The organism is Hathewaya proteolytica DSM 3090 (assembly GCF_900142225.1).
Lineage (GTDB): Bacteria > Bacillota > Clostridia > Clostridiales > Clostridiaceae > Hathewaya > Hathewaya proteolytica.
Genome location: NZ_FRAD01000015.1, coordinates 34,919 through 56,046, shown reverse-complemented (window position 1 = coordinate 56,046; position 21,128 = coordinate 34,919). Strand labels below are relative to the sequence as shown.

Annotated in this window: 22 protein-coding genes and 1 riboswitch; of the genes, 21 read left to right on the top strand and 1 reads right to left on the bottom strand. The window is 35.6% G+C overall.

What is annotated here, in order from left to right:
- The first annotated feature begins 142 nt into the window (after nt 1-142).
- The 9 genes from tig to BUA73_RS09365 all read left to right on the top strand — a co-directional run bounded on the left by tig (nt 143) and on the right by BUA73_RS09365 (nt 9,558).
- Complete coding sequence (gene tig / locus BUA73_RS09405) at nt 143-1,426, top strand: trigger factor (RefSeq protein WP_072903877.1); 1,284 nt, start codon at nt 143-145, stop codon at nt 1,424-1,426.
- 168 nt (nt 1,427-1,594) lie between these two features.
- Complete coding sequence (clpP, locus tag BUA73_RS09400; RefSeq protein ID WP_072903876.1) at nt 1,595-2,185, top strand: ATP-dependent Clp endopeptidase proteolytic subunit ClpP; 591 nt, start codon at nt 1,595-1,597, stop codon at nt 2,183-2,185.
- 23 nt (nt 2,186-2,208) lie between these two features.
- Nucleotides 2,209-3,507, top strand: a complete 1,299-nt coding sequence (clpX, locus tag BUA73_RS09395; RefSeq protein ID WP_072903875.1) for an ATP-dependent Clp protease ATP-binding subunit ClpX — start codon at nt 2,209-2,211, stop codon at nt 3,505-3,507.
- Between the two features lie 369 nt (nt 3,508-3,876).
- The gene (gene lon / locus BUA73_RS09390; protein WP_072903900.1) at nt 3,877-6,204 is read left to right on the top strand and encodes an endopeptidase La; all 2,328 of its coding nucleotides are present in this window, start codon (nt 3,877-3,879) and stop codon (nt 6,202-6,204) included.
- Nucleotides 6,201-6,788, top strand: coding sequence for a ribosome biogenesis GTP-binding protein YihA/YsxC (gene yihA / locus BUA73_RS09385; protein ID WP_072903874.1), 588 nt, complete (start codon nt 6,201-6,203; stop codon nt 6,786-6,788). Before lon ends, yihA begins: the two co-directional genes overlap by 4 nt.
- Before the next feature lie 156 nt (nt 6,789-6,944).
- A complete protein-coding gene (locus BUA73_RS14120) occupies nt 6,945-7,535 on the top strand; it encodes a hypothetical protein (protein WP_178139245.1) in 591 nt (196 codons plus the stop codon).
- A gap of 160 nt (nt 7,536-7,695) precedes the next feature.
- A complete protein-coding gene (locus BUA73_RS09375) occupies nt 7,696-8,016 on the top strand; it encodes a hypothetical protein (protein WP_072903873.1) in 321 nt (106 codons plus the stop codon).
- Between the two features lie 30 nt (nt 8,017-8,046).
- Nucleotides 8,047-8,376, top strand: coding sequence for a hypothetical protein (locus BUA73_RS09370; RefSeq protein WP_072903872.1), 330 nt, complete (start codon nt 8,047-8,049; stop codon nt 8,374-8,376).
- A 54-nt stretch (nt 8,377-8,430) separates the two neighbouring features.
- Nucleotides 8,431-9,558: a hypothetical protein gene (locus tag BUA73_RS09365; protein ID WP_072903871.1), complete on the top strand. Its 1,128-nt coding sequence runs from the start codon at nt 8,431-8,433 to the stop codon at nt 9,556-9,558.
- Between the two features lie 68 nt (nt 9,559-9,626).
- Here the strand turns inward: BUA73_RS09365 and perR are convergent, their stop codons facing one another.
- A complete protein-coding gene (gene perR / locus BUA73_RS09360; protein ID WP_072903870.1) occupies nt 9,627-10,040 on the bottom strand; it encodes a transcriptional regulator PerR in 414 nt (137 codons plus the stop codon).
- A gap of 165 nt (nt 10,041-10,205) precedes the next feature.
- On the opposite strand from perR, the gene BUA73_RS09355 reads away from it, so the two are divergent.
- The 12 genes from BUA73_RS09355 (at nt 10,206) to BUA73_RS09300 (ending at nt 21,117) form a co-directional block, all read left to right on the top strand.
- Entirely contained in the window at nt 10,206-11,222 is a 1,017-nt protein-coding gene (locus BUA73_RS09355; protein WP_072903869.1) for a phosphodiester glycosidase family protein, read from the top strand.
- A gap of 10 nt (nt 11,223-11,232) precedes the next feature.
- Nucleotides 11,233-12,441, top strand: a complete 1,209-nt coding sequence (locus BUA73_RS09350) for a hypothetical protein (RefSeq protein ID WP_143146994.1) — start codon at nt 11,233-11,235, stop codon at nt 12,439-12,441.
- A 16-nt stretch (nt 12,442-12,457) separates the two neighbouring features.
- Entirely contained in the window at nt 12,458-13,117 is a 660-nt protein-coding gene (locus tag BUA73_RS09345; protein WP_072903867.1) for a site-2 protease family protein, read from the top strand.
- Between the two features lie 62 nt (nt 13,118-13,179).
- On the top strand, nt 13,180-13,818 hold the full coding sequence (trmB, locus tag BUA73_RS09340; RefSeq protein ID WP_072903866.1) for a tRNA (guanosine(46)-N7)-methyltransferase TrmB: 639 nt from the start codon (nt 13,180-13,182) through the stop codon (nt 13,816-13,818).
- Between the two features lie 54 nt (nt 13,819-13,872).
- Nucleotides 13,873-14,754 carry a polysaccharide deacetylase family protein gene (locus BUA73_RS09335; protein WP_072903865.1) on the top strand — a complete coding sequence of 294 codons (882 nt, stop codon included), beginning with the start codon at nt 13,873-13,875 and terminating at the stop codon, nt 14,752-14,754.
- Nucleotides 14,755-14,909: 155 nt separating this feature from the next.
- Complete coding sequence (locus tag BUA73_RS09330) at nt 14,910-16,157, top strand: serine hydroxymethyltransferase (RefSeq protein ID WP_072903864.1); 1,248 nt, start codon at nt 14,910-14,912, stop codon at nt 16,155-16,157.
- Nucleotides 16,158-16,244: 87 nt separating this feature from the next.
- Complete coding sequence (locus tag BUA73_RS09325; RefSeq protein ID WP_072903863.1) at nt 16,245-16,814, top strand: 5-formyltetrahydrofolate cyclo-ligase; 570 nt, start codon at nt 16,245-16,247, stop codon at nt 16,812-16,814.
- Between the two features lie 96 nt (nt 16,815-16,910).
- Nucleotides 16,911-17,978: a nicotinate-nucleotide--dimethylbenzimidazole phosphoribosyltransferase gene (cobT, locus tag BUA73_RS09320; protein WP_072903862.1), complete on the top strand. Its 1,068-nt coding sequence runs from the start codon at nt 16,911-16,913 to the stop codon at nt 17,976-17,978.
- Between the two features lie 6 nt (nt 17,979-17,984).
- A complete protein-coding gene (cobC, locus tag BUA73_RS09315; protein ID WP_072903861.1) occupies nt 17,985-18,584 on the top strand; it encodes an alpha-ribazole phosphatase in 600 nt (199 codons plus the stop codon).
- Between the two features lie 2 nt (nt 18,585-18,586).
- Nucleotides 18,587-19,135 (top strand): bifunctional adenosylcobinamide kinase/adenosylcobinamide-phosphate guanylyltransferase, encoded by a 549-nt coding sequence (cobU, locus tag BUA73_RS09310; RefSeq protein ID WP_072903860.1) that lies wholly within the window; start codon nt 18,587-18,589, stop codon nt 19,133-19,135.
- A gap of 14 nt (nt 19,136-19,149) precedes the next feature.
- On the top strand, nt 19,150-19,920 hold the full coding sequence (gene cobS / locus BUA73_RS09305) for an adenosylcobinamide-GDP ribazoletransferase (RefSeq protein WP_072903859.1): 771 nt from the start codon (nt 19,150-19,152) through the stop codon (nt 19,918-19,920).
- A gap of 85 nt (nt 19,921-20,005) precedes the next feature.
- Nucleotides 20,006-20,184: riboswitch (cobalamin riboswitch) on the top strand.
- A 108-nt stretch (nt 20,185-20,292) separates the two neighbouring features.
- Nucleotides 20,293-21,117 carry a sirohydrochlorin cobaltochelatase gene (locus BUA73_RS09300; RefSeq protein WP_072903858.1) on the top strand — a complete coding sequence of 275 codons (825 nt, stop codon included), beginning with the start codon at nt 20,293-20,295 and terminating at the stop codon, nt 21,115-21,117.
- Nucleotides 21,118-21,128: the final 11 nt, after the last annotated feature.

Here is a 21,128-nt window from a genome sequence, read left to right as displayed (position 1 = left end):
TTTCCCCTCCTAAGCGCAATAAAAGGTTGCAAAATAGCTTCATATAGTGTATACTTCACAAATGTAGTTGTGTGAATATTATAGCTATGTTATAATGATATAGTTACAGTGTAGTTTTATATAATTGTAGGAGGAATATATAATGAACGTTAAAGTAGAGAAGAAGGAACATAATATTATAGAATTAGAAATTACTGTGGAAGCAGAAAAATTTAATGAGGGAATTAAAAGCGCTTACAAGAAAAATGTTAAAAAATTTAATATACCAGGTTTTAGACAGGGTAAGGCTCCAATGCATATAATCAAAAAGTTTTATGGAGAAGGTGTTTTCTTTGAAGATGCTATAAACTTCTGCTGTGATGAAACATATCCAGTGGCGTTAAAGGAAAATAATATTAAGCCAGTTGACTATCCTCAAATCGATGTAGTTGAAATTGGAGAGGGAAAAGACCTTGTGTATAAAGCAATTGTTGCAGTATATCCAGAGGTAGAACTTGGACAGTACAAAGGCGTTGAAGTAGAAAAAGTTACATATGAAGTATCAGAAGCAGATTTAGAAAACGCAGTAAAAGCTGAGCAAACTAAAAATGCAAGAACAGAAGATAAAAAAGATGGAGCTATTGAAAACGGAGATATAGCTGTAATCGATTTCAAAGGATTTATAGATGACGTTGCTTTTGACGGTGGAGAAGGAACAGATTATGAATTAGAAATAGGTTCAAAAACTTTCATCGACAACTTTGAAGAACAATTAGTTGGACTAAAAGTTGGTGAAAAGAAAGATGTTAACGTAAAATTCCCAGAAGAATACGGCAGGGACGAATTAAATGGAAAGGCTGCAAAATTCGAAGTAGAAATAAAAGCTATAAAAGTTAAGCAGTTACCAGAATTAAATGATGAATTTGCAAAAGAGGTTTCTGAGTTCGATACTTTTGAAGCGTATAAAAACAGCTTAAAAGAAAACATGGAAAAAGCAAATGAAGAAAGAGCAAAAAGAGAATTTGAAGAAAAAGTTCTAGATAAAGTTGCAGATAATACTACAATAGATATTCCAAACGCAATGGTAGAAAAAGAAATAGACTATATGGTAAAAGATTTAGAAATGAGATTAAAATATCAGGGATTAGATCTTGATTTATATTGCCAGTATACAAACAGCACTATGGAATCTATGAGAAATAGCATGAGAGAAATGGCTGAGAAGAGAGTAAAGAATGACCTTGTTATATCAAAAATAGCTGAAGTTGAAAACATAACTGCAACTCCAGAAGAGATAAAAGCAAAGGCAACAGAGCTTGCAAAACAGTATGGTCAGGAAGATATCGACAAGGCTGCTGATATGATAGTTGCTTCACAGGGAGCATACATCCAGACATCTATAGTAAATGAAAAAGTAATAGATATGTTGGTAAAAGAGGCAAAATAATAAGGGCTGTGAGTACAATAATACTATAATCTTAGGGTTATAGTATTATTTCCATATTATGAAGTAATAATATTTTACTTTATTGCAAAGAAAATTATGGTATAATATAATACAATATATGGCAATAATTAAAAAGTAAAGTATTATAATAAGGATAGGAGTGATAACATGAATATGAGTTTAGTTCCAACAGTGGTAGAGCAGACAAATAGAGGAGAAAGAGCTTACGATATATTTTCCAGACTTCTCAAAGAAAGAATAGTTTTTTTAGGAGAAGAGGTAAATGATGTTTCTGCCAACCTAGTGGTAGCACAATTGCTATTTTTGGAATCAGAGGATCCAGACAAGGATATAAGTTTGTATATAAATAGCCCAGGCGGTTCTATAACAGCTGGTATGGCTATATACGATACAATGCAGTATATAAAACCAGACGTATCTACTATTTGCATAGGCATGGCTGCATCTATGGGAGCATTCCTTTTGGCAGCAGGTGCGAAGGGCAAAAGATATGCACTTCCAAACAGTGAAATAATGATTCACCAACCTTTAGGAGGCTTCCAAGGTCAAGCTACAGATATAGATATCCATGCAAAGCGTATTTTAAAGATAAAAGATACACTAAACAGGATTCTCAGCGAAAGAACAGGACAGAAATTAGAGACAATCCAACACGATGTGGAGAGAGATAATTTTATGTCATCAGAGGAAGCTAAAGCATACGGATTGATAGATGAAATCATGAATAGTAAAAAATAGGCATTTTGGAGGCGATAATAGTAATGGGAAAGTACGATGATAAGAAACAAATTAAGTGTTCCTTTTGTGGAAAAACACAGGAACAGGTAAAAAGAATTATTGCAGGCCCAGGAGTATACATTTGTAACGAGTGTGTGGAACTGTGCTCTGAGATAGTTTCTGACGAATTAGAAGAAATTGTAGAAGATATAGATTTAAATAACCTTCCAAAACCCAAAGATATAAAAGCTTATTTGGACCAGTATGTTATAGGTCAAGATACGGCAAAGAAATCTCTTGCCGTGGCAGTATACAACCATTATAAGAGAGTAAATTCTAATTCTGAAGAGATAACAGATGTAGAACTTCAGAAAAGTAATATTTTAATGTTAGGACCTACAGGCTCAGGTAAGACCCTTTTAGCCCAAACCTTGGCTAAATTTCTTAACGTCCCATTTGCCATTGCCGACGCAACAACCCTTACAGAAGCAGGATATGTAGGTGAGGATGTGGAAAATATACTTTTAAAGCTGATTCAAAACGCCGATTACGACATTGAACGAGCTGAAAAAGGTATCATATATATTGACGAAATAGATAAAATAGCAAAAAAATCTGAAAATGTTTCCATAACAAGGGATGTTTCGGGTGAAGGAGTTCAGCAGGCACTTCTTAAAATTTTAGAAGGAACTGAAGCTTCTGTGCCACCTCAAGGAGGAAGAAAGCACCCTCATCAAGAGTTTATGCAGATAAACACATCAAATATACTATTTATTTGTGGAGGAGCATTTGACGGTATAGACAAAATAATAAGCAGTAGAACTAGAAATAGCCTTATGGGTTTTGGCTCTAAAGTTGAAAGCAAAAAAGAAAAGGATTTAAGCGAATACCTTAAGGAGATAATGCCAGGAGATTTGTTGAAGTTTGGTTTAATACCGGAGTTCGTGGGCAGACTTCCTATAATAGTAGCTCTAGAATCCCTTACAGAAGATACATTGGTGAAGATTCTAAAAGAACCTAAAAACTCTTTAGTAAAGCAGTACACTAAGTTGTTTGAGTTAGACAATGTAAGTTTGACCTTTGAAGATGACGCTTTGAAAGCCATAGCACAGGAAGCTATAAAGAGAAAAACAGGGGCTAGAGGATTAAGAGCTATCATCGAAGAAACTATGAACGATATAATGTTTGATATACCATCAGATGAAAACATCAGTGGTGTAGTAATAGAAAAAGATACAATAGAAACAAAAGCTCCTAAGTTAATTATGTCTGAGAATGGAGTAAGAACTGCTATTGGAAAAGGAAAGAAGAAAAAGCAGATCAGCGGTCCTGAAACAGCATAATATAAAAAACGGAGGCTAGCCATTATATAAATGGAGGTTAGCCATCAGATAAATCTAAAAGTTTGCTGCCGAGAATTCCTACTCTTCTAAAGTAGTGGGGGGTCTCGGCATTTTTAAAAAGTTCAATAATTTACAAAACAATGAATAAAACAATGAATAAAGATTATTTATTTTACTAAACATATATTTGAAAAAGAATGGTTTTGCGTGTATAATATATTAGATATATACGTAGGGGGTAATTTTATGAAAGACGATAAGTTAACAAACTCCAAAGAATCGGCTCTTACAGCTGAAATCTTAGAAAATAGCGCGGATATCCAAGAAGATATTCAGGATGATATAACTTTAGATACTGATATACATGAAATAGATGAAAATGGAAAGGAATTAGTTATGATACCTTTGAGAGGTATGACTGTATTCCCCAACATGGTGATTCATTTTGATGTAGGAAGAGAAAAATCCATATCTGCTCTTGAGCAGGCTATGATAAACAAACAACAGATATTTTTGTGTTCACAAAAAAAAGCAAAGATAGAAGAGCCAGATATTGATGATGTGTATAAAGTAGGTACTATTTGTACCATAAAGCAGCTCTTAAAACTTCCAGGTGAGGTGGTGAGAGTCCTAGTTGAAGGAAAGGTAAAGTGTAAAATAAAATCATTTGTTTCAAGGGAGCCTTTCTTTAAAGTCAAAGTTCTACCTCTAAAGGACCTAGTTAAGAATTCGCAAGAGGAAATGGAGGCAATAACAAGGGCTGTCCAGGATGCCTTTGAAAGCTATTTGAAGCTAACAGGCACTGCATCGGGCGATCAGCGTCTATACTTTGATGACATTGAGGATCCGTCAGAATTGGCAGATGGAATGGCTGGCTTTATGGAATTGAAGTTGGAAGATAAGCAACAGCTTTTACAGGAGACCAATGTTTACAAAAGGCTAGAAAAACTTCTTATTTTTATTTTAAATGAAAATGAAGTTTTAAAAGTTGAAAGAAGAATTGGAACAAAAGTAAAGAAAAATATCGACCAATCACAAAAGGAATACTACCTTAGAGAGCAGATGAAGGTTATACAAGAAGAGTTGGGCGAGGATGATGATGAAAAAAGAGAAATCGATGAGTACGAAGAAAAAATAACAAAAGCAAAATTGCCATCAGCAGCAAAAAGCAAGGCCATGGCTGAGCTGCACAAGTTAAAATCTATGTCTCCATACTCTTCAGAATCCGGTTTGATTAAAACATACCTTGATTTGTTGGTGGAACTTCCGTGGAATAAATCTACAAAAGAAAGCATTGAAATCGGCGAAGCAAGAAATATATTAGACCAGCATCATTATGGTATGTCAGAAGTTAAGGAAAGAATCATTGAATACTTGGCGGTTAGAAAGATAAGTAAAAATATGAACGCTCCTATAATTTGTTTTGTAGGGCCACCAGGTGTAGGAAAGACATCCATTGCAAAGTCCATAGCAGAGGCTACTAATAGAAACTTTATTAGGATGTCCTTGGGCGGTATAAAAGACGAAGCGGATATTAGAGGGCACAGAAGAACGTACGTTGGATCTATTCCGGGAAGAATAATCAATGGCATAAAAGAAGCAAAGAGCAAGAACCCTTTATTTCTTTTAGATGAAATCGATAAATTGAGCAGTGACTTTAGAGGAAACCCTGCAGATGCTCTTTTAGAAGTTCTAGACTCAGAGCAAAATGACACATTTAGAGATCATTACCTTGAAGTGGATTTTGATTTGTCAAAGGTTATGTTTGTAACCACTGCCAACAGCCTTGACACTATACCAAGACCTCTTTTGGATAGGATGGAGATAATTGAATTAGATGGATACACCTATGAAGAAAAGCTTCATATTGCAAAGAAGCATCTTATACCAAAGCTTTTAAAGGAACACGCAGTGACAGAATCTCAAATAGCATTTTCAGACAATGCCATAAAAACCATAATAGATAACTACACAAGAGAGTCTGGCGTCAGAACCTTGGAAAGAACCATAGCCACTGTTATAAGAAAATCTATAGCAGAAATCGTGGAACACCACAAGGAAAAAATTAACGTCACTGTGAACACCGTCTTAAAGTACCTAGGCGATGCAATATACAATTACGACCAAATGGATAAAGAAGATAAAATAGGTGTGGTCACAGGTCTCGCATGGACTGCTTATGGTGGAGATACTTTGCCAGTAGAAGTTAGTGTCATGCCTGGAAGTGGAAAGCTAGAACTTACGGGTAAACTAGGTGAAGTAATGCAGGAATCTGCAAAGGCTGCATATAGCTACGTGAGATCTAACAGTGATAAGTTCAATATAACAGATAAATTTTATAAGGATAAAGACATTCACATTCACGTACCAGAGGGTGCAGTTCCAAAGGATGGCCCTTCAGCAGGTGTAACAATGGTGACAGCCCTTGTATCAGCTCTAGGCAATAGAAAAGTAAAGCACAATGTAGCCATGACCGGAGAGATAACGCTTACTGGCAAAGTATTGCCTATAGGAGGACTTAGAGAGAAGGCTTTAGCTGCTTATAGAATGGGAATAGAGACCATAATAATGCCTTTTGACAACAAAAAGGATTTAAAGAAGATACCAGATAGCATAAAACATAAATTAAACTTTGTTCCAGCTAAATTTGCAGAAGATGTTCTTCAAACAGCCTTAGTAAGTGAGGATAAACAATGATAATTAAAAATGCAGAATTTATAATATCGGCAGTGGCGAAAACACAGTATCCCAATGATGGAATGGATGAAGTTGCTTTCGTAGGCAGATCCAATGTAGGAAAGTCGTCCCTTATAAACACCCTTGTAAACAGAAGAAACTTGGTAAAGGTTAGTGGGGTGCCAGGAAAAACTAGGCTCATAAACTTTTTCCTCATAAACAACAGTTTCTACTTTGTGGATTTGCCGGGATATGGATATGCAAAAGTATCCAAAAGCGAAAAAGAAAAATGGGGCCACGTTATGGAAACCTATCTAACTAAAAGACAAAATCTAAAAAAGATAGTTCTATTAGTAGATAGCCGACATAAGCCAACAGAAGACGATAAAACCATGTACGAATTTATTAAGTATTATAAGTACCAGGTGGTTGTGGTAGCTACAAAGATAGATAAGCTAAGCAAAAATGAGATATTTAAAAACTTAAAAGTTATAAGAGAAACTCTTAATCTAACTGAGGAGGAGAAGATAATAAAATTTTCTTCTCTTAAGAAAGTAGGAGTGGAGGAGCTTTTAAGTGATATAGAAGAAAGCATAAGCTTTTAAAAAAAATAACCTGCTTAAATTTTTAAGTAGGTTATTTTTTTTGTGTCAATTTATTAAAAGGAGAATAGAATATAGTATACTCAAGAAGAAAACTGGAAATCAAAGGAAGGAAAAAGGGAAGTTTAGCAAATAGAGCTTCTGAAAGGAGGAAGTTAAGTGGATATAAACAACCTATTCAATCAATTTATGTCGGGAAGTGGTGGAAGCGGTGGAAGTGGTGGCGACGGAGCAACCATTGGAGACTTAATGGGTAGATGTTGCCCAGGAGGAGGTCTATTCGGTGGCGGATTTGGTATAGCCATCATAATACTGATACTGCTATTCTGTTGTTGTGGAAATGGATTTGGTAACCTTTTAGGAGGAAACTGTTGTGGTGGCGGAAGCAATCCTTGCTGTGGTGGAGGCAATCCTTGTTGCAATCCATGCTGTAACCCATGCTGCAACCCATGCTGTGACCCATGCTGCAACCCATGTTGCACCCCATGTTGTAACCCGTGTTGCAACCCATGCTGTGGAAACAGCCAATGCTGTGAACCAGTATGTTGCTGTGGACCAGTGTACTGCTACGACCCATGTTGCAATACTAGTTGTTGTGTACCTTGTTGTGAAAGCTATGAATATCCTGATTTTTGCGATGTAAGCGGATGTGGATGTTGTTGCTCAAAGAGTGAAAGAAAAAAATGCAGAAAAGCTTATAGAAAATACAGAACGTATTTGTGCAGATGTGCCTGTAATCAAATGTTATAGGTGTGGTTGCCATATCACTTCTATTAAACTTACCTTTTCTGAATAACAACGAAGTATAAAACCAACACAATATGAAAATAATTAAACAACCCCAATATCTATAAACAATTACAGAGTTAATTCTAAAAAATAATATTCAAATTAATAGGAGGAATTTAAAATGCCAAATTGTTGTTTTAAACCAAAAATGAATTGTTGTTGCTGTCAACCACAGCAAGAACCTATGTATGTACCAGTTCAACCATGTCTTCCACAGTGTGCTTCCAATAATACACTTGGTGGAAAGAGCGGATGCAGTTTTTCTTGCTTGATAATCTTAATACTAATTCTTTTAGTATTTTCAAACACAGGAAGAAGAGGAATAGGACCAGAGGATGGATGTGGATGTGAAGGTGAAAGCTTTTTAGGTGGTAAAGGTATAATCTTTATCATAGCTCTATTCTATCTTTCATGTGTAAGCCCTTGTGGAAGTAATTGCTAAAAAAATAAACCATAGAGAGGAGTGTTTTTAATGTCAAGAAAAAAAAGTAGAAGGCCCATGAGCCACATTTGCTGCTGCATTCCAGATCAGCAACCAATGGGATGCTGTATGCCACAGCCGCAGCCACAGGTTGTATGCTGCTGCACACCGCAGGGCACTTCAGGTGTAAAAAATAAAAGCGCATGTAGTTTTCCTTGCCTTATAATCTTAATTCTTATACTTCTTGTTTTCGGCAAGAGTGGAAGGTCATGCGATGATCCTTGCTCAGTAGGAAATAGGTCAGGATTTGGTATGGATATTGGAATATTGTTTATTATAGCATTGTTCTATTTATCTTGCGTAAGTCCTTGCAATAACTAGTTTAATCTTGGGAGGGTATGATAAATACCCTCCTTTAAAAAAAGAGGTGATATAATGTCAAAGCATAAAAGACGCAGAAAGTATGATCAACAGGCCCCTTACTACAATCCATATATGATGAACAACAACAATAACAACATGCAAGGCCAAGCTTCAGAAGGAGATATGGCCTTCAATAGTGTAAAACCTGAGAATATGATGGGTAACTTCATGAATTCCATGAACAATATGGGGAATATGAACAATGCTAACAACATGAACAGCATGAATAATGGAAACAGTGGAAGCAACGGAAACAATGGAAACAACATGAATAACATGAACGGCATAAACAATATGGGCAATATGAACAACATGAATAACTCAAGCAACATGAATAACATGAACAATGGAAGTGGCATGAACACCATGGGGAATATGAACACCATGGGAAATATGAACAATATGGGAAACATGAACAATATGGGTAGCATGAATAACATGGGAAACATGAATAACATGGGTAGTATGGGAAATATGAATGGTGCCAATGCCTTTGGTATGAACAATAACCCTATAAAAAATATAGTTCAGTCTTTATCAAACAACCCACTTCTTCAAATGCTTACTAACTTGGATTTTAATTTGCTGTCAAAGGTTTTGTTTGGGACAAAATCAGCTAAGAATGGAAATATGAATTCTGCAAGCAAGGGACCAGTAGACATACAAGATAACCTTAGGGATATTTTGAAAAATCTAGATGAAACGGAAATATCGAATCTTATAAAGCACGTATCACCTGATGAAATAAGCTATATAATAAGCAAATTGAATATAAGTGAAGATATCAGCGACAATATAAAGAAAAATATGGAACACGTCATGAACAGAGAACACGTTGTGGACAGAGAATACCATAAAGATACATTGGATATGGATGAAGATTATGATGAAGTTGGGGATAAGCACTATCCAGCTTCAGCAATATTGGAAGTTATGCATAAATTTATAAGTCAAAAAGATAAGGAATTTGTGGACTCCGTCATGGAAATTTACAAGCAGCGATACAAAACTGAAAAAAGCGCTGAAACAGTTGCGGAACAATGCGATGAAGTCTTGGATGATGTTACTCCAACAGAAGTTCAAGATGCTCACATAGTGGACATAGAAGATCCACTAGAAGACTATTCGCTTTCCTCGTAAATACATTACTTATGTATACAAAAATAATAACAGTACAATGAAAAACTAGGAAGTAGTATGACTACCTCCTAGTTTTTTTGGCATTTACTGCATATTCCCTTAAAATAAAACTTGCAACTTATATCAGAATATTTACTTATGTTCTCCACCTGTTCCTTTATTGAAGTGCAGTCTATATGAAAAATATCCTCCACAGCTCCACATTTTGTACATTGAATGTGGCCATGAAAACTGGTGTTGGCATCGTAACGTGCATTGTTCTCACCAGTGTTTAGCTCTTGTATCAACTGGGACTCAGAGAGAGTTTTTAAAGTCTTGTAGACAGTGGCAAGGCTTATACAGGGATAATCTGATTTTATGCTGTTGTAGATAGTCTCAGCAGAAGGATGCTCTGTGGTACTCATAAGATATCTGTAAATAGCCATCCTCTGGGGTGTTACCTTCAGCTTTTTTTCTTTAAACTGCTTTGTTATATTATCCATTTTTCCACCTATAATAATTGTGTATTATGTAATTACTATTATATAAGAAAGATTATCCTTTGTCAAATAGAAAATGTGTATCTATTGAAAACATTGTAATGTAATACTATTATTAAACTAAAAAAAGTAGTATAATTATATGTATTAGCTAAAAGAGGTGTGAAAATGAGGAAAAATAAAAAATATAAAATTGGAAAAGTTACTAAAATATTTATATTTATATTGGCACAGATAGTAATATTGTTTGCCACTGGTCCTACATTGATATATTGCGGCCCTTTTTCTCATTTGAAAAGTATAGTGGCGCAAAGCGCCTATACTTCTTCAAGGATGGTATGGCTTACGGAACAGTATATGTCTAAGGAAAGCATTGACAAGATGATGGGTATAAGTGATAATTCGCAAAATGACTATATAAACAATAGCAAAGGAAATGTGGTAAAAATACCTGAAAAACCAGGGAAGGATTGCGATATTTTCGAAGTTAAGGGAAGAAAATTCAAGGGACTTTTAATCAGTGTTGAAGACCCTAAAAGAGTTGCCATAGGGTATTGTGATAAAACAAAAAAGGAAGGACAGAGCACTAGTGAGATAGCAAAAGAGTTAGATGCATTTGCTGCCATAAACGGCGGAGGTTTTTTTACTAGAGCTGAAGGCTTAGAGGAAGCTTGGAGTGGTCTTGGAGGAATTCCCAGTGGAGTTATAATATCAAAGGGTGAGTTGATTTTTTCCGACAGCAGCGACTACAATAGAAAAAATAACGTGGCAGCCTTTACAGACAAAGGTGAGCTATTGGTGGGTTTGTACAGCTACAATGAATTAAAGGCAAAAAACGTGCAGGAAGCCATATGCTTTGGACCTGCCCTTGTGATAAACGGCAAAAAAACCATGCTTGGAGAGTATGGCGGATGGGGTATTGCCCCTAGAACAGCCATTGGACAAAGAAAAGATGGCTCTGTAGTTATGATAGTAATAGAAGGAAGAAAGATCAACAGTGTAGGCGCAACTTTAGAGGATGTGCAAGATATTATGCTAAAATTAGGGGTGGTAAATGCCACAAACTTAGACGGAGGGTACTCTACCACTATGTATTATGCAGGTCAGGTTGTAAATAAACCGTACAATATATTGGGAGAAAGAGCAGTGCCCACTATATTCTATGTGAAAAAGGATGAAAAGTAGGGTGAAAACTATGAGATATTTTAAAAAGATATTTTTGTGGATATGTATATCCCTTGTGTTTCAGGTTATTATTTTTTATCTGGCAGATAAATACATAATGATTAAAGAGGACGTAAGGATTTATAAGCTGAATTATAAAGAAAAACAGGATATAGAAAAAATCACTATAGGAATGAAGTGCCAAGCTTCTTGGGAAAAATTTCAGTGCTCTTATGATGGAAGATACATCAGCTATTTAGATGGCAAAAATTTATATGTGTATGATTGCACTACAAAAAGTAGAAAAATGGTGCCTTTTGAAGGCAATCACCAATTGGCATACCATATGTGGATTCCTCAAAGAGAGAGAATGATTATAATAGAGAAGATCAACAGGGGAAGCGAAGTTGTGTTTTCCATAAGCTATTATGACGCCAACACAAGTGAAAAGAGAAACGTAAAGGACATTTCTCACGAACAAAAAGATGCCTATGTTCAGGATGTGGAGGGGTCGTTGCTCACAGGGGCAATATATATAAATGTGGTTTCTGGCAAAGACAAAAGCAACTTATACCGTATAGACATTTCTGAAAATATCATGCCTATAGATACTACCAATTATTTCATAGATAAGCTCAGTCTAGTGGAAAGCATGGACAGATTGATATACGAGGATAAATTAAATAATAAGATTTTCTATGTGGATTTTCCTTATAACATAGTTGAAGAAATAAAAGTTAGAGGAAATCAGTCAGAAGAAAGCACTGATCCTGAAGATCTGGATAGGGAAGACTATGAGAGAAGCCAAGAGCAGAATAAGCAAGAGCAGAATACACAAGAGCAGAATACAGAAGAGCAAAATAAGCAAGAAGATAATAAGAAAAAAAACAAGAAAAACAGTGGCAAAGAAAAATTGCTAGGCAGCAACGATTTGGGAGAAGTGTATATAGGTATTCTTGAAAATGGAGGCGTAGAGGAGCTGTATATAAGTACGGGAGATTTGGAACTTAAAAACTGGAATTATAAAAAGCTCAACAAGGCAGCTAGGGAAGAGAACATCTATATCTGCGAAAACGGCGGCTTTTATGTTTCTTACCCTGAAGAAAATAAAATAATATACTACAATGGAAATGTAAAAACTGAAAAGGAACTTAAAGGTAAGGTTGTGGATTACTACGACAAAGGATTTATTTACATGAATGATAACCATGAACTATTAAGTGAAGAAGTACTACAATAATCGGAGGTAGCTATTAATGAGACAATACATTTTAGAGTTAATAATCAGCATCCCTGGTATACTCATGGCGTTTACAGTGCACGAGTATGCCCATGCTAAAACGTCATATATGCTAGGTGATGATACACCTTATTTTCAAGGAAGAGTAACGCTGAACCCACTTAGCCATATAGATATATTAGGATTTATAAGCATTTTGTTTTTTAGGTTTGGATGGGCTAAGCCGGTGCAGGTGAACAAAAGAGCCTACAAAAATTACAGGAGAGATGATTTACTTGTTTCCTTTGCTGGCCCCTTTGCAAACTTTATTCTGAGTGTTATATTGGAATTGATTAAAGTGATTTTCTTAAGGTACACTATCAATAGTTTTGATAAAAGCTCAGTGCAGCTGGTATTCGGATTTTTACAATATGCAGTTCAGATAAATATGGTTTTATTTTTCTTAAACCTTATGCCTATACCCGGATTTGATGGATACCATATTTTAAAAGATATTTTTCCAGGCTTTTTCAGAAAACTGCCCTACGACATAGAAAGATATAGCATCTTCATATTCATGCTTTGCGTTATACCGCTTCCTATGATAAATGGATCTATATTTCAATATTTGGTTGGGTATCCTGCTAGTAAAACATTAGTTTTTATTGAAAATATATTTTTTGCCCTTATAATGTAATTATTTGATATAATATAGGTGTAAAATTCACATGTGAAGCTTTTAGAATGGAGGACAAAATTTTGAGACTTAGAAAGAATTGGGCTGCACGGCCCCAGATGGAAGCTAGTTCCTTTTGTATATACAATCCCTATGAACTAAAGGGAAAGTGGCATGAAGTATTTCAAAACGAAAATCCCATTGAGTTAGAACTCGGGTGTGGCAGAGGAGCTTTTATAACAGAGCTAGCCATGAAAAATCCCCAGGTCAACTATATTGCTGTAGATTTAAAAGACGAAGTTCTTATATACGTGCTTAGAAAAATAGAGGAAAACAACATTGAAAACATAAGAATTATGCCCATAAATATAATGCTGATGAAGGATGTGTTTGATAAAGATGAGATAAACAAGATCTATCTTAACTTTTCTACACCTTGGCCCAAGGATCGGCACAATAAAAGAAGACTCACCTATGGAATTTTTCTAAATATGTACAAAGAATTTCTTGTGCAGGGAGGAGAGATTTGGTTTAAAACGGACAATGAACCCTTTTTCAACGATTCCCTTCAGTACTTTAAAAGTGAAGGCTTTAGTATAGAGTATCTTACATACAATCTTCACGAAAGTGAGTACGACAAAATAAATATAAAGACTGAGTATGAGACAAAATTTTCTTCTATGGGTATGAAAATAATGTTTTGCATTGCTAGGCTTAAATAATATTAAAAAGTATGATTTTTAAAATCATACTTTTAGCTTTCAGTGGAGGAATAGATGAAGAAAAAATATAAAATACTTATAGCTGTGCTTGTCTTAATCATCTTATCCCTTTTAATAAACACCATAGTGAAGATGAAATTCACTTACAATTATTTCAATAGGGATGTGACAAAGGGGCAAAAAGAAAAATTAAAGGAAATAAAGAAGTTAAACGAAGATATAAGTAGTATAAACTACAATAATTGCATTCTAGAGAAGAAGGATGTAAATGAGGTCAGGATTCCTATCTTGATGTACCACTCCATATCCAGTATAAATTCTATGAACAATTTGATGGTGCCAGAGGAACAATTTGAGCAGCAGATAAAGTGGCTTAAAGACAATAACTTTACTCCTATGCTCATGGATGATGTGGTAAAGGCTTTTGAAACAGGAGTGGTGCCAAAACGTCCAGTTGCCATAACCTTTGACGATGGCTACTACGATAACTATACGGATGCATATAGAATACTTAAAAAGCATAAGATGAGAGGAACATTTTTTGTGGTGGGCTCCTACGTAAATGAAAGCTCCATGTATATGAATGAAGACAATTTAAAGGAACTTAGGGACAATGGCATGGCCATAGAAAATCACACCTTTGATCACAAGAGACTGTACTTTAAAAACAAAGAAAATCAGAAGAAGAGCATAAAAGACAATATGGATTTTCTGAAAGAAAAAATTCAAGTTGAAAGTAAATATGTATGTTATCCTGTGGGTAGGTACAACAAAAGCACCATAGAAGTGGGCAAAGAGTTGGGGACAAAAGCTGCTGTCACCACAAAGCAGGGCATTGCCTCCCTGAAAAATGGTATCTTATCTCTTCAGAGAATAAGAGTTAAACCCATGAGTTTAGAAAAATTTAAATCATATTTTGAAGAATTTGTTGAATAAAAAAAATCATTTAAAATAAAATATGAATATAGAACAATCAACTTCTATTCAAATTATTTATATTTTAAAGACTTAAAAGCTTTATGTGATAGAATGTTTTTGGATGTTTTAATCCTGCATTAATATGAATAATGTAACTGAAGGGAGATTTTATTATGATTAATGAAGTTATGAAATTATTAACTAATTACGACCCAGAAGTAGGAACTGCCATTGAGAAAGAGCTTTCAAGACAAAGAAGAAATATTGAATTAATAGCTTCTGAAAATATTGTTTCAGAGCCAGTTATGGAAGCTATGGGAACTGTATTAACAAATAAATATGCCGAGGGGTATCCGGGAAAGCGATATTATGGAGGATGTGAGTTTGTAGACGTGGTAGAAAATATAGCCATAGAAAGAGCAAAAAAGCTTTTCGGCGCAGATCACGTTTGTGTACAACCCCATTCTGGAGCTAGTGCCAATATTGCAGTTTATTTTGCACTTTTAAAACCAGGTGATACGGTTATGGGAATGAACTTGGAGCATGGTGGTCACTTAACCCATGGAAGTCCAGTGAATATCTCAGGAACTTATTTTAATTTTATTCCCTATGATATAGATAAAGAAAAGGGAACCATTGATTACGACGAGGTTAGAAGGTTGGCAAAGGAACACAAACCTAAGATGATAGTGGCAGGGGCATCAGCTTACCCTAGAGAAATTAGGTTCGACATATTTGCAGATATAGCAAAGGAAGTGGGAGCGTACTTATTCGTAGATATGGCCCACATTGCAGGACTTGTGGCTGCAGGACTTCACCAAAATCCAGTGCCATATGCTGATGTGGTAACCACCACAACACACAAAACTCTTAGAGGTCCAAGAGGCGGCATGATTATGTGTAAAGAGGAGCTGGCAAAGAAAATCAACAAGGCTATTTTCCCAGGAACACAAGGTGGTCCACTGATGCACATAATTGCTGCAAAGGCAGTCTGTTTCGGAGAGGCTTTAAAACCTGAATTTAAAGAATACCAAAATCAAGTTATAAAAAATGCAAAGGTTTTATCAGAGGAGCTTATGAAGCAAGGATTTAACCTTATATCTGGGGGAACAGACAATCATCTAATGCTTCTAGACCTTAGAAATATGAATATTACAGGAAAAGAATTGGAACACAACTTAGATGAAGTGTATATAACAGTAAATAAAAATACAATACCAAATGATCCTCAAAGTCCTTTTGTAACAAGTGGAATAAGAATTGGAACTCCAGCTGTAACCACAAGAGGATTTAAAGAGCCTGAGATGATAAAAATAGCTGAATTAGTGAAGTTAACAGCTACAGACTTAGAAAACAAAAAAGAATATATACGTAATTCCGTAACAGAACTATGCGATAAATTTACATTGTATGAGAAATAAAGTATAATATATAAAGTAGAATAGATTAAAGAAATAGGCTGTGGCAGTGAGGTGCACAGCCTATTTAATTACAGGGGGAAAATACTTATGTCAATATTTGATGTAAAAAAACAATTAAGAAAGAAAGTAAGGGAAATCAGTGAAAATCTTTGTTCAATTTATAAAAAAGCTTCTGATGATTATATATTAAAAAATTTGCTTGGCATGGAAGAGTTCAAAGAAGCTAAAACTGTATTTTGCTTTGTGGGAACAAAAGAAGAGATAAACACCTACGATATCATTGAGCAATGTTTTAACACAGGGAAAACTGTGTGCGTTCCCAAGTGTTTGGAGCCTGGCCACATGGAGGCTTTTATTATTAATTCCATTAAAGATCTTACTTTGGGCAAATTTAACATTATGGAACCCAAGGAGTTTTGTGTTAAAATAGAAAAGGAAAATATAGATTTATGTATAGTTCCTTGTGTTAGCTGCAACTCAAAAGGACAGCGATTAGGGTACGGCGGCGGCTATTACGATAGGTATTTAAAGGATTTCACGGGAAAGAAAATCAACATATGCAGAGAGAAGTTGATGCTAGAAGATATCCCTATGGATGAAAACGATGTTAAGATGGACGTGGTAGTAACTGAAAAAAATATATACCATCTTACATAAACAATGATAACATCCATATATTTGTATGCTATAATACCTAGGGAAAGATATAATTCAAAAGTAAAATTTAATACAAAAGCATAGGAGTGTTTTGAGATGGAATTACTAAATAGTACGTTAAAACAGATTAAACCTGCTTATGAAGAAGCAGTAAAAAAGGCTTGGGAGAGATTGGATGCATTTACAAAGCCCATAGGAAGCCTTGGGGAGCTGGAGTGTATTGCAGCTAAAATGGCTGGAATAACTAACAAAATAACAAATGAATTTCACAAGAAAAATATTATAATAATGTGCTCCGACAATGGAATTGTGGAAGAAGGCGTTAGCAGCTGCCCTAAAAAATTAACTTACATCGTCACAAACAATTTTACAAGGGGTATAACGGGAGTAAACACACTGTCTAGGTTTGCTGACAACGACATAACTGTGGTGGATGTTGGAGTGGATGCAGAAATAGACAATCCAAAGATACTGAATAGAAAAGTTATGTACGGAACTAGAAATATGGTAAAGGGTCCTGCCATGACAAAAGAAGAAGTGGTAAAAGCCATAGAGGTGGGCATACAAGTAGCAGAAGATTTAGTGAATAAAGGGTACGATTTATTGGGTACCGGAGAGATGGGCATCGGAAACACCACCACCAGTGCTGCAGTAATAAGCGCTTTGTCGGGAATTCCAGTGGAGGAGTGTGCAGGTAGAGGTTCAGCCCTTACAGACCAAGGCTTTGAAAATAAAAAGAGAATCCTTAGAAAAGTGTTGGAGGTAAACAAGCCAAATCCTGAAGATTGCCTTGATGTAATGGCAAAGGTGGGGGGATTGGATATAGCGGGGCTTTGCGGCGCCTTTTTAGGAGCAGCAAAGAACAGAACGCCTATATTAATTGATGGTTTTATAGCTTCAGCAGCAGCACTTTGCGCCTACAAATTAAATCCTTTGGTAAAGGACTATATATTTGCCTCCCATTTGTCAGCAGAGCCAGGTGCCAAGTTTGTCATGAAGGAAATGGGCCTTAACCCAATGCTGGATTTAAGAATGAGACTTGGTGAGGGGACAGGCTGTGCCTTGGGATTTAAAATAATGGAAGCTTCTATGTATGTGATGAATTACATGGGCACTTTTGATGATGCAGGAATCGTCACAGATTATCTTATTGAAATGAGGTAAGTGTTTATGAATTTATATTTGATTCGCCATGGTTATACAGAGGAAAACGAAAAGGGGACCTATTACGGAGCCGTTGATCCGGGGTTAAATGAAAAAGGATTTATTCAGTGCGAAAAAATAAAAATTTTTATGGAGAATATTGCTTTTCAAAAAGTATTTTGCAGTCCCCTTAAAAGAGCAAAGGAAACTGCATATATTGTGACTGAAAGTCACGCCCGAAAAGATGAAAGGATAAGAGAGAGAGATTTTGGCATCTTTGAAGGAAAAACATACGAAGAATTAAAAGATGACAGATACTTAAACATAGAATACGAAAAATGGTGCAATAATTGGCTAGAGTACAAAATACCAGAGGGTGAAAGTTATATGGAATTTTGCCAAAGGGTGTACGATTTTATGGACGAGGTTTTGTTAAAATACGGAGACGATGAAAATATATTAATTGTAACTCATGCAGGTGTAATAAAAGTGATTTACACATACATCATGAACAAAAAGCCAGAGTTATTTTGGAAGTTCTCCAGCGAAAACGGAGATGTATCTATGATAAAATATGAGTACGGGAATTTATTTATAGATTATATAAATCACTTTAAGGAGGAATAAAATTGGGCAAGGTAATATTGGTGACAGGCGGAAGTCGAAGCGGAAAGAGTACCTATGCAGAAAAATACTTCCAAAAAAAAGATGACATTTTATATATAGCAACCTCTATAATAACAGATGAGGAGATGAGACAAAGAGTCCAAAGGCACAAAGATACGAGAAATAAAAAGTGGAAGACCTACGAAGGCTACAAAGACCTTCACCTTCCCGTAAATGAATTTCAGGGATCGGGTGTTTTACTGGACTGCATAACTATCATGATAACAAATCTCCTCTTTGAAGAAAATAGAGATTTTGAAAACTTTAAAAGTGAAGATATGGAAGAAATTAAGAGAATATCAGAAAGAGAAATTGAAAAGTTAGTAAACAGTGTTAGAGAAAAGAATATTGATTTAGTAATGGTGACAAACGAAGTGGGATACGGTTTGGTGCCAGATTACAAGTTGGGAAGAATATACAGAGACTTGGCGGGCTTTGTAAATCAATACACTGCAACCCTTTGCGATGAAGTATACCTGGTTGCCTGTGGACTTCCTTTAAAGCTAAAATAGTAGGTGATAGATATATGAAGAGCTTTGTAAAGAATTTTATAAATAATTTTCTTCTGTACTTTCAATTTTTAACTAGAATACCCATAAAGAAAAATTTAAATTGTACAGAGGATAATTTTAGACAAGGTATATACTTCTTCCCCGTGGTGGGACTTGCCATGGGGGGCTTACAATGGGGAGTATATAAAGTTTTTTCCTATGGATTTTCCAATAGTGGCATAGTGGCTATTTTTGTCATGCTATCCACCATAATTATGACTGGTGGCTTGCATATGGATGGATTGGGAGATGTTTTTGACGGTTTCTTTTGTTTTAAAGGAAATGCAGAAAAACTCATGGAAATCATGAAGGATAGCAGGATTGGTACCTACTCTTGCATTGCCATAGTAGCGGATATGCTCCTTAGGTATTCTGCTATAGGGGAGATAATAAGCAAACACAATGCCCTTATGTTAGTAGCTTCCCCTGTTATAGCTAGACTTTCAGTGGTGTATATTTGCACCATTGGAAAGAGGGCAAAGAAAGTAAGTTCAGCCAATATCTACATAAAGAACACCGATGCGAAGGGCGTGATTTTAGCATTTATTATAGCCTTTGCCATAAGCAGCCTTTCAGTTGGAGTTTTAAATACATCAATTTTAATTGGCAGTGCCATGGTGATTTCCACATTGTTTAATGCCTTCTGCAACAGCAAAATAGGCGGCCTCAATGGGGATACCTTGGGGTGCAACTTTGAAATTGTGGATTTGTCCATGATGCTTATATACATAATCATTTCATCATAATACACAGAAAGAATAAATTGTGGAAGTTGTGCACAATCTTTCAAATTGACACTTTCATATAAATAATATAAACTAAAGATGTAATTATATAATTAGAGTTTCAGGTGCCATTTTGGTGAAAAGGGAATATGGTAAAAGCCATAACAGCCCCCGCTACTGTAAGTGATGACTAAGCTTTGTATCCACTTTTATTTTAGAGGAAGGAACAAAGCATTAAAGGGATGAGTCACAAGTCAGGAGACCTGCCTGAAACCATGGATTTAAAGCCGTCGGAGGGAGTGGCTGATCTAAAATATAATGATGAGGCAGTATATTATATGATAGATGACTTCGGCTTTTTTGCCGAAGTTTTTTTTATGGGAGGATAGTTTTATGAAAAAAGGAATATTAGTTGTAAGTTTCGGAACTAGCTTTGCGGAAACAAGAAAAAAAACCATTGAAGCCATAGAAGATAGAATTAAGGAAAACTTTAAAGAATATGAAGTTAGAAGGGCATTCACATCCCACATAATAATAAAAAAATTAAAAAATAGAGACAATATAATAGTGGATACACCAGAAGAGGCCATGGAGAAATTTGCTGCAGATGGCTTTGATGAGGTAGTAATGCAGCCACTGCACCTTATACCAGGGCTTGAGTACGACTACATTAACACCATAAAAGAAAAATATGAAAACAGATTTAAAAGTGTGAAAATAGGTAGACCACTGCTTTACTATAAGTGTGAGGAAGAGGGTATTGACGATTACACCATCATGGCAGAAGCTGTGAAAAAACAAATTTATAGGGGACATAACGTGCTATTAATGGGTCACGGAACCCCTCATTATGCCAATGCAGTTTACTCCTGCATGGAAATGGTGTTCCATGATTGTGGCATGGAAAATGTATTCATGGCAAATGTAGAAGGATATCCATACATTAGTGATGCATTAAAGAAAATAAAAGAAAAAAATGTGATGGAAATAACACTTATGCCTTTTATGCTGGTGGCTGGGGATCACGCACAAAATGATATGGCAGGGGATGATGAGGATTCCTTTAAATCCATCTTGCAAGCCCAGGGCATTAAAACAAAGGTGTATATGCACGGCTTAGGTGAAAATGAAGAAATTCAGAAAATATATGTACAGCATTTGAAGGATGCAATAAATGATACCTACGGAGAATTGGGAAAAAACAAAAAGGGTATGTAATAATAGGGAGG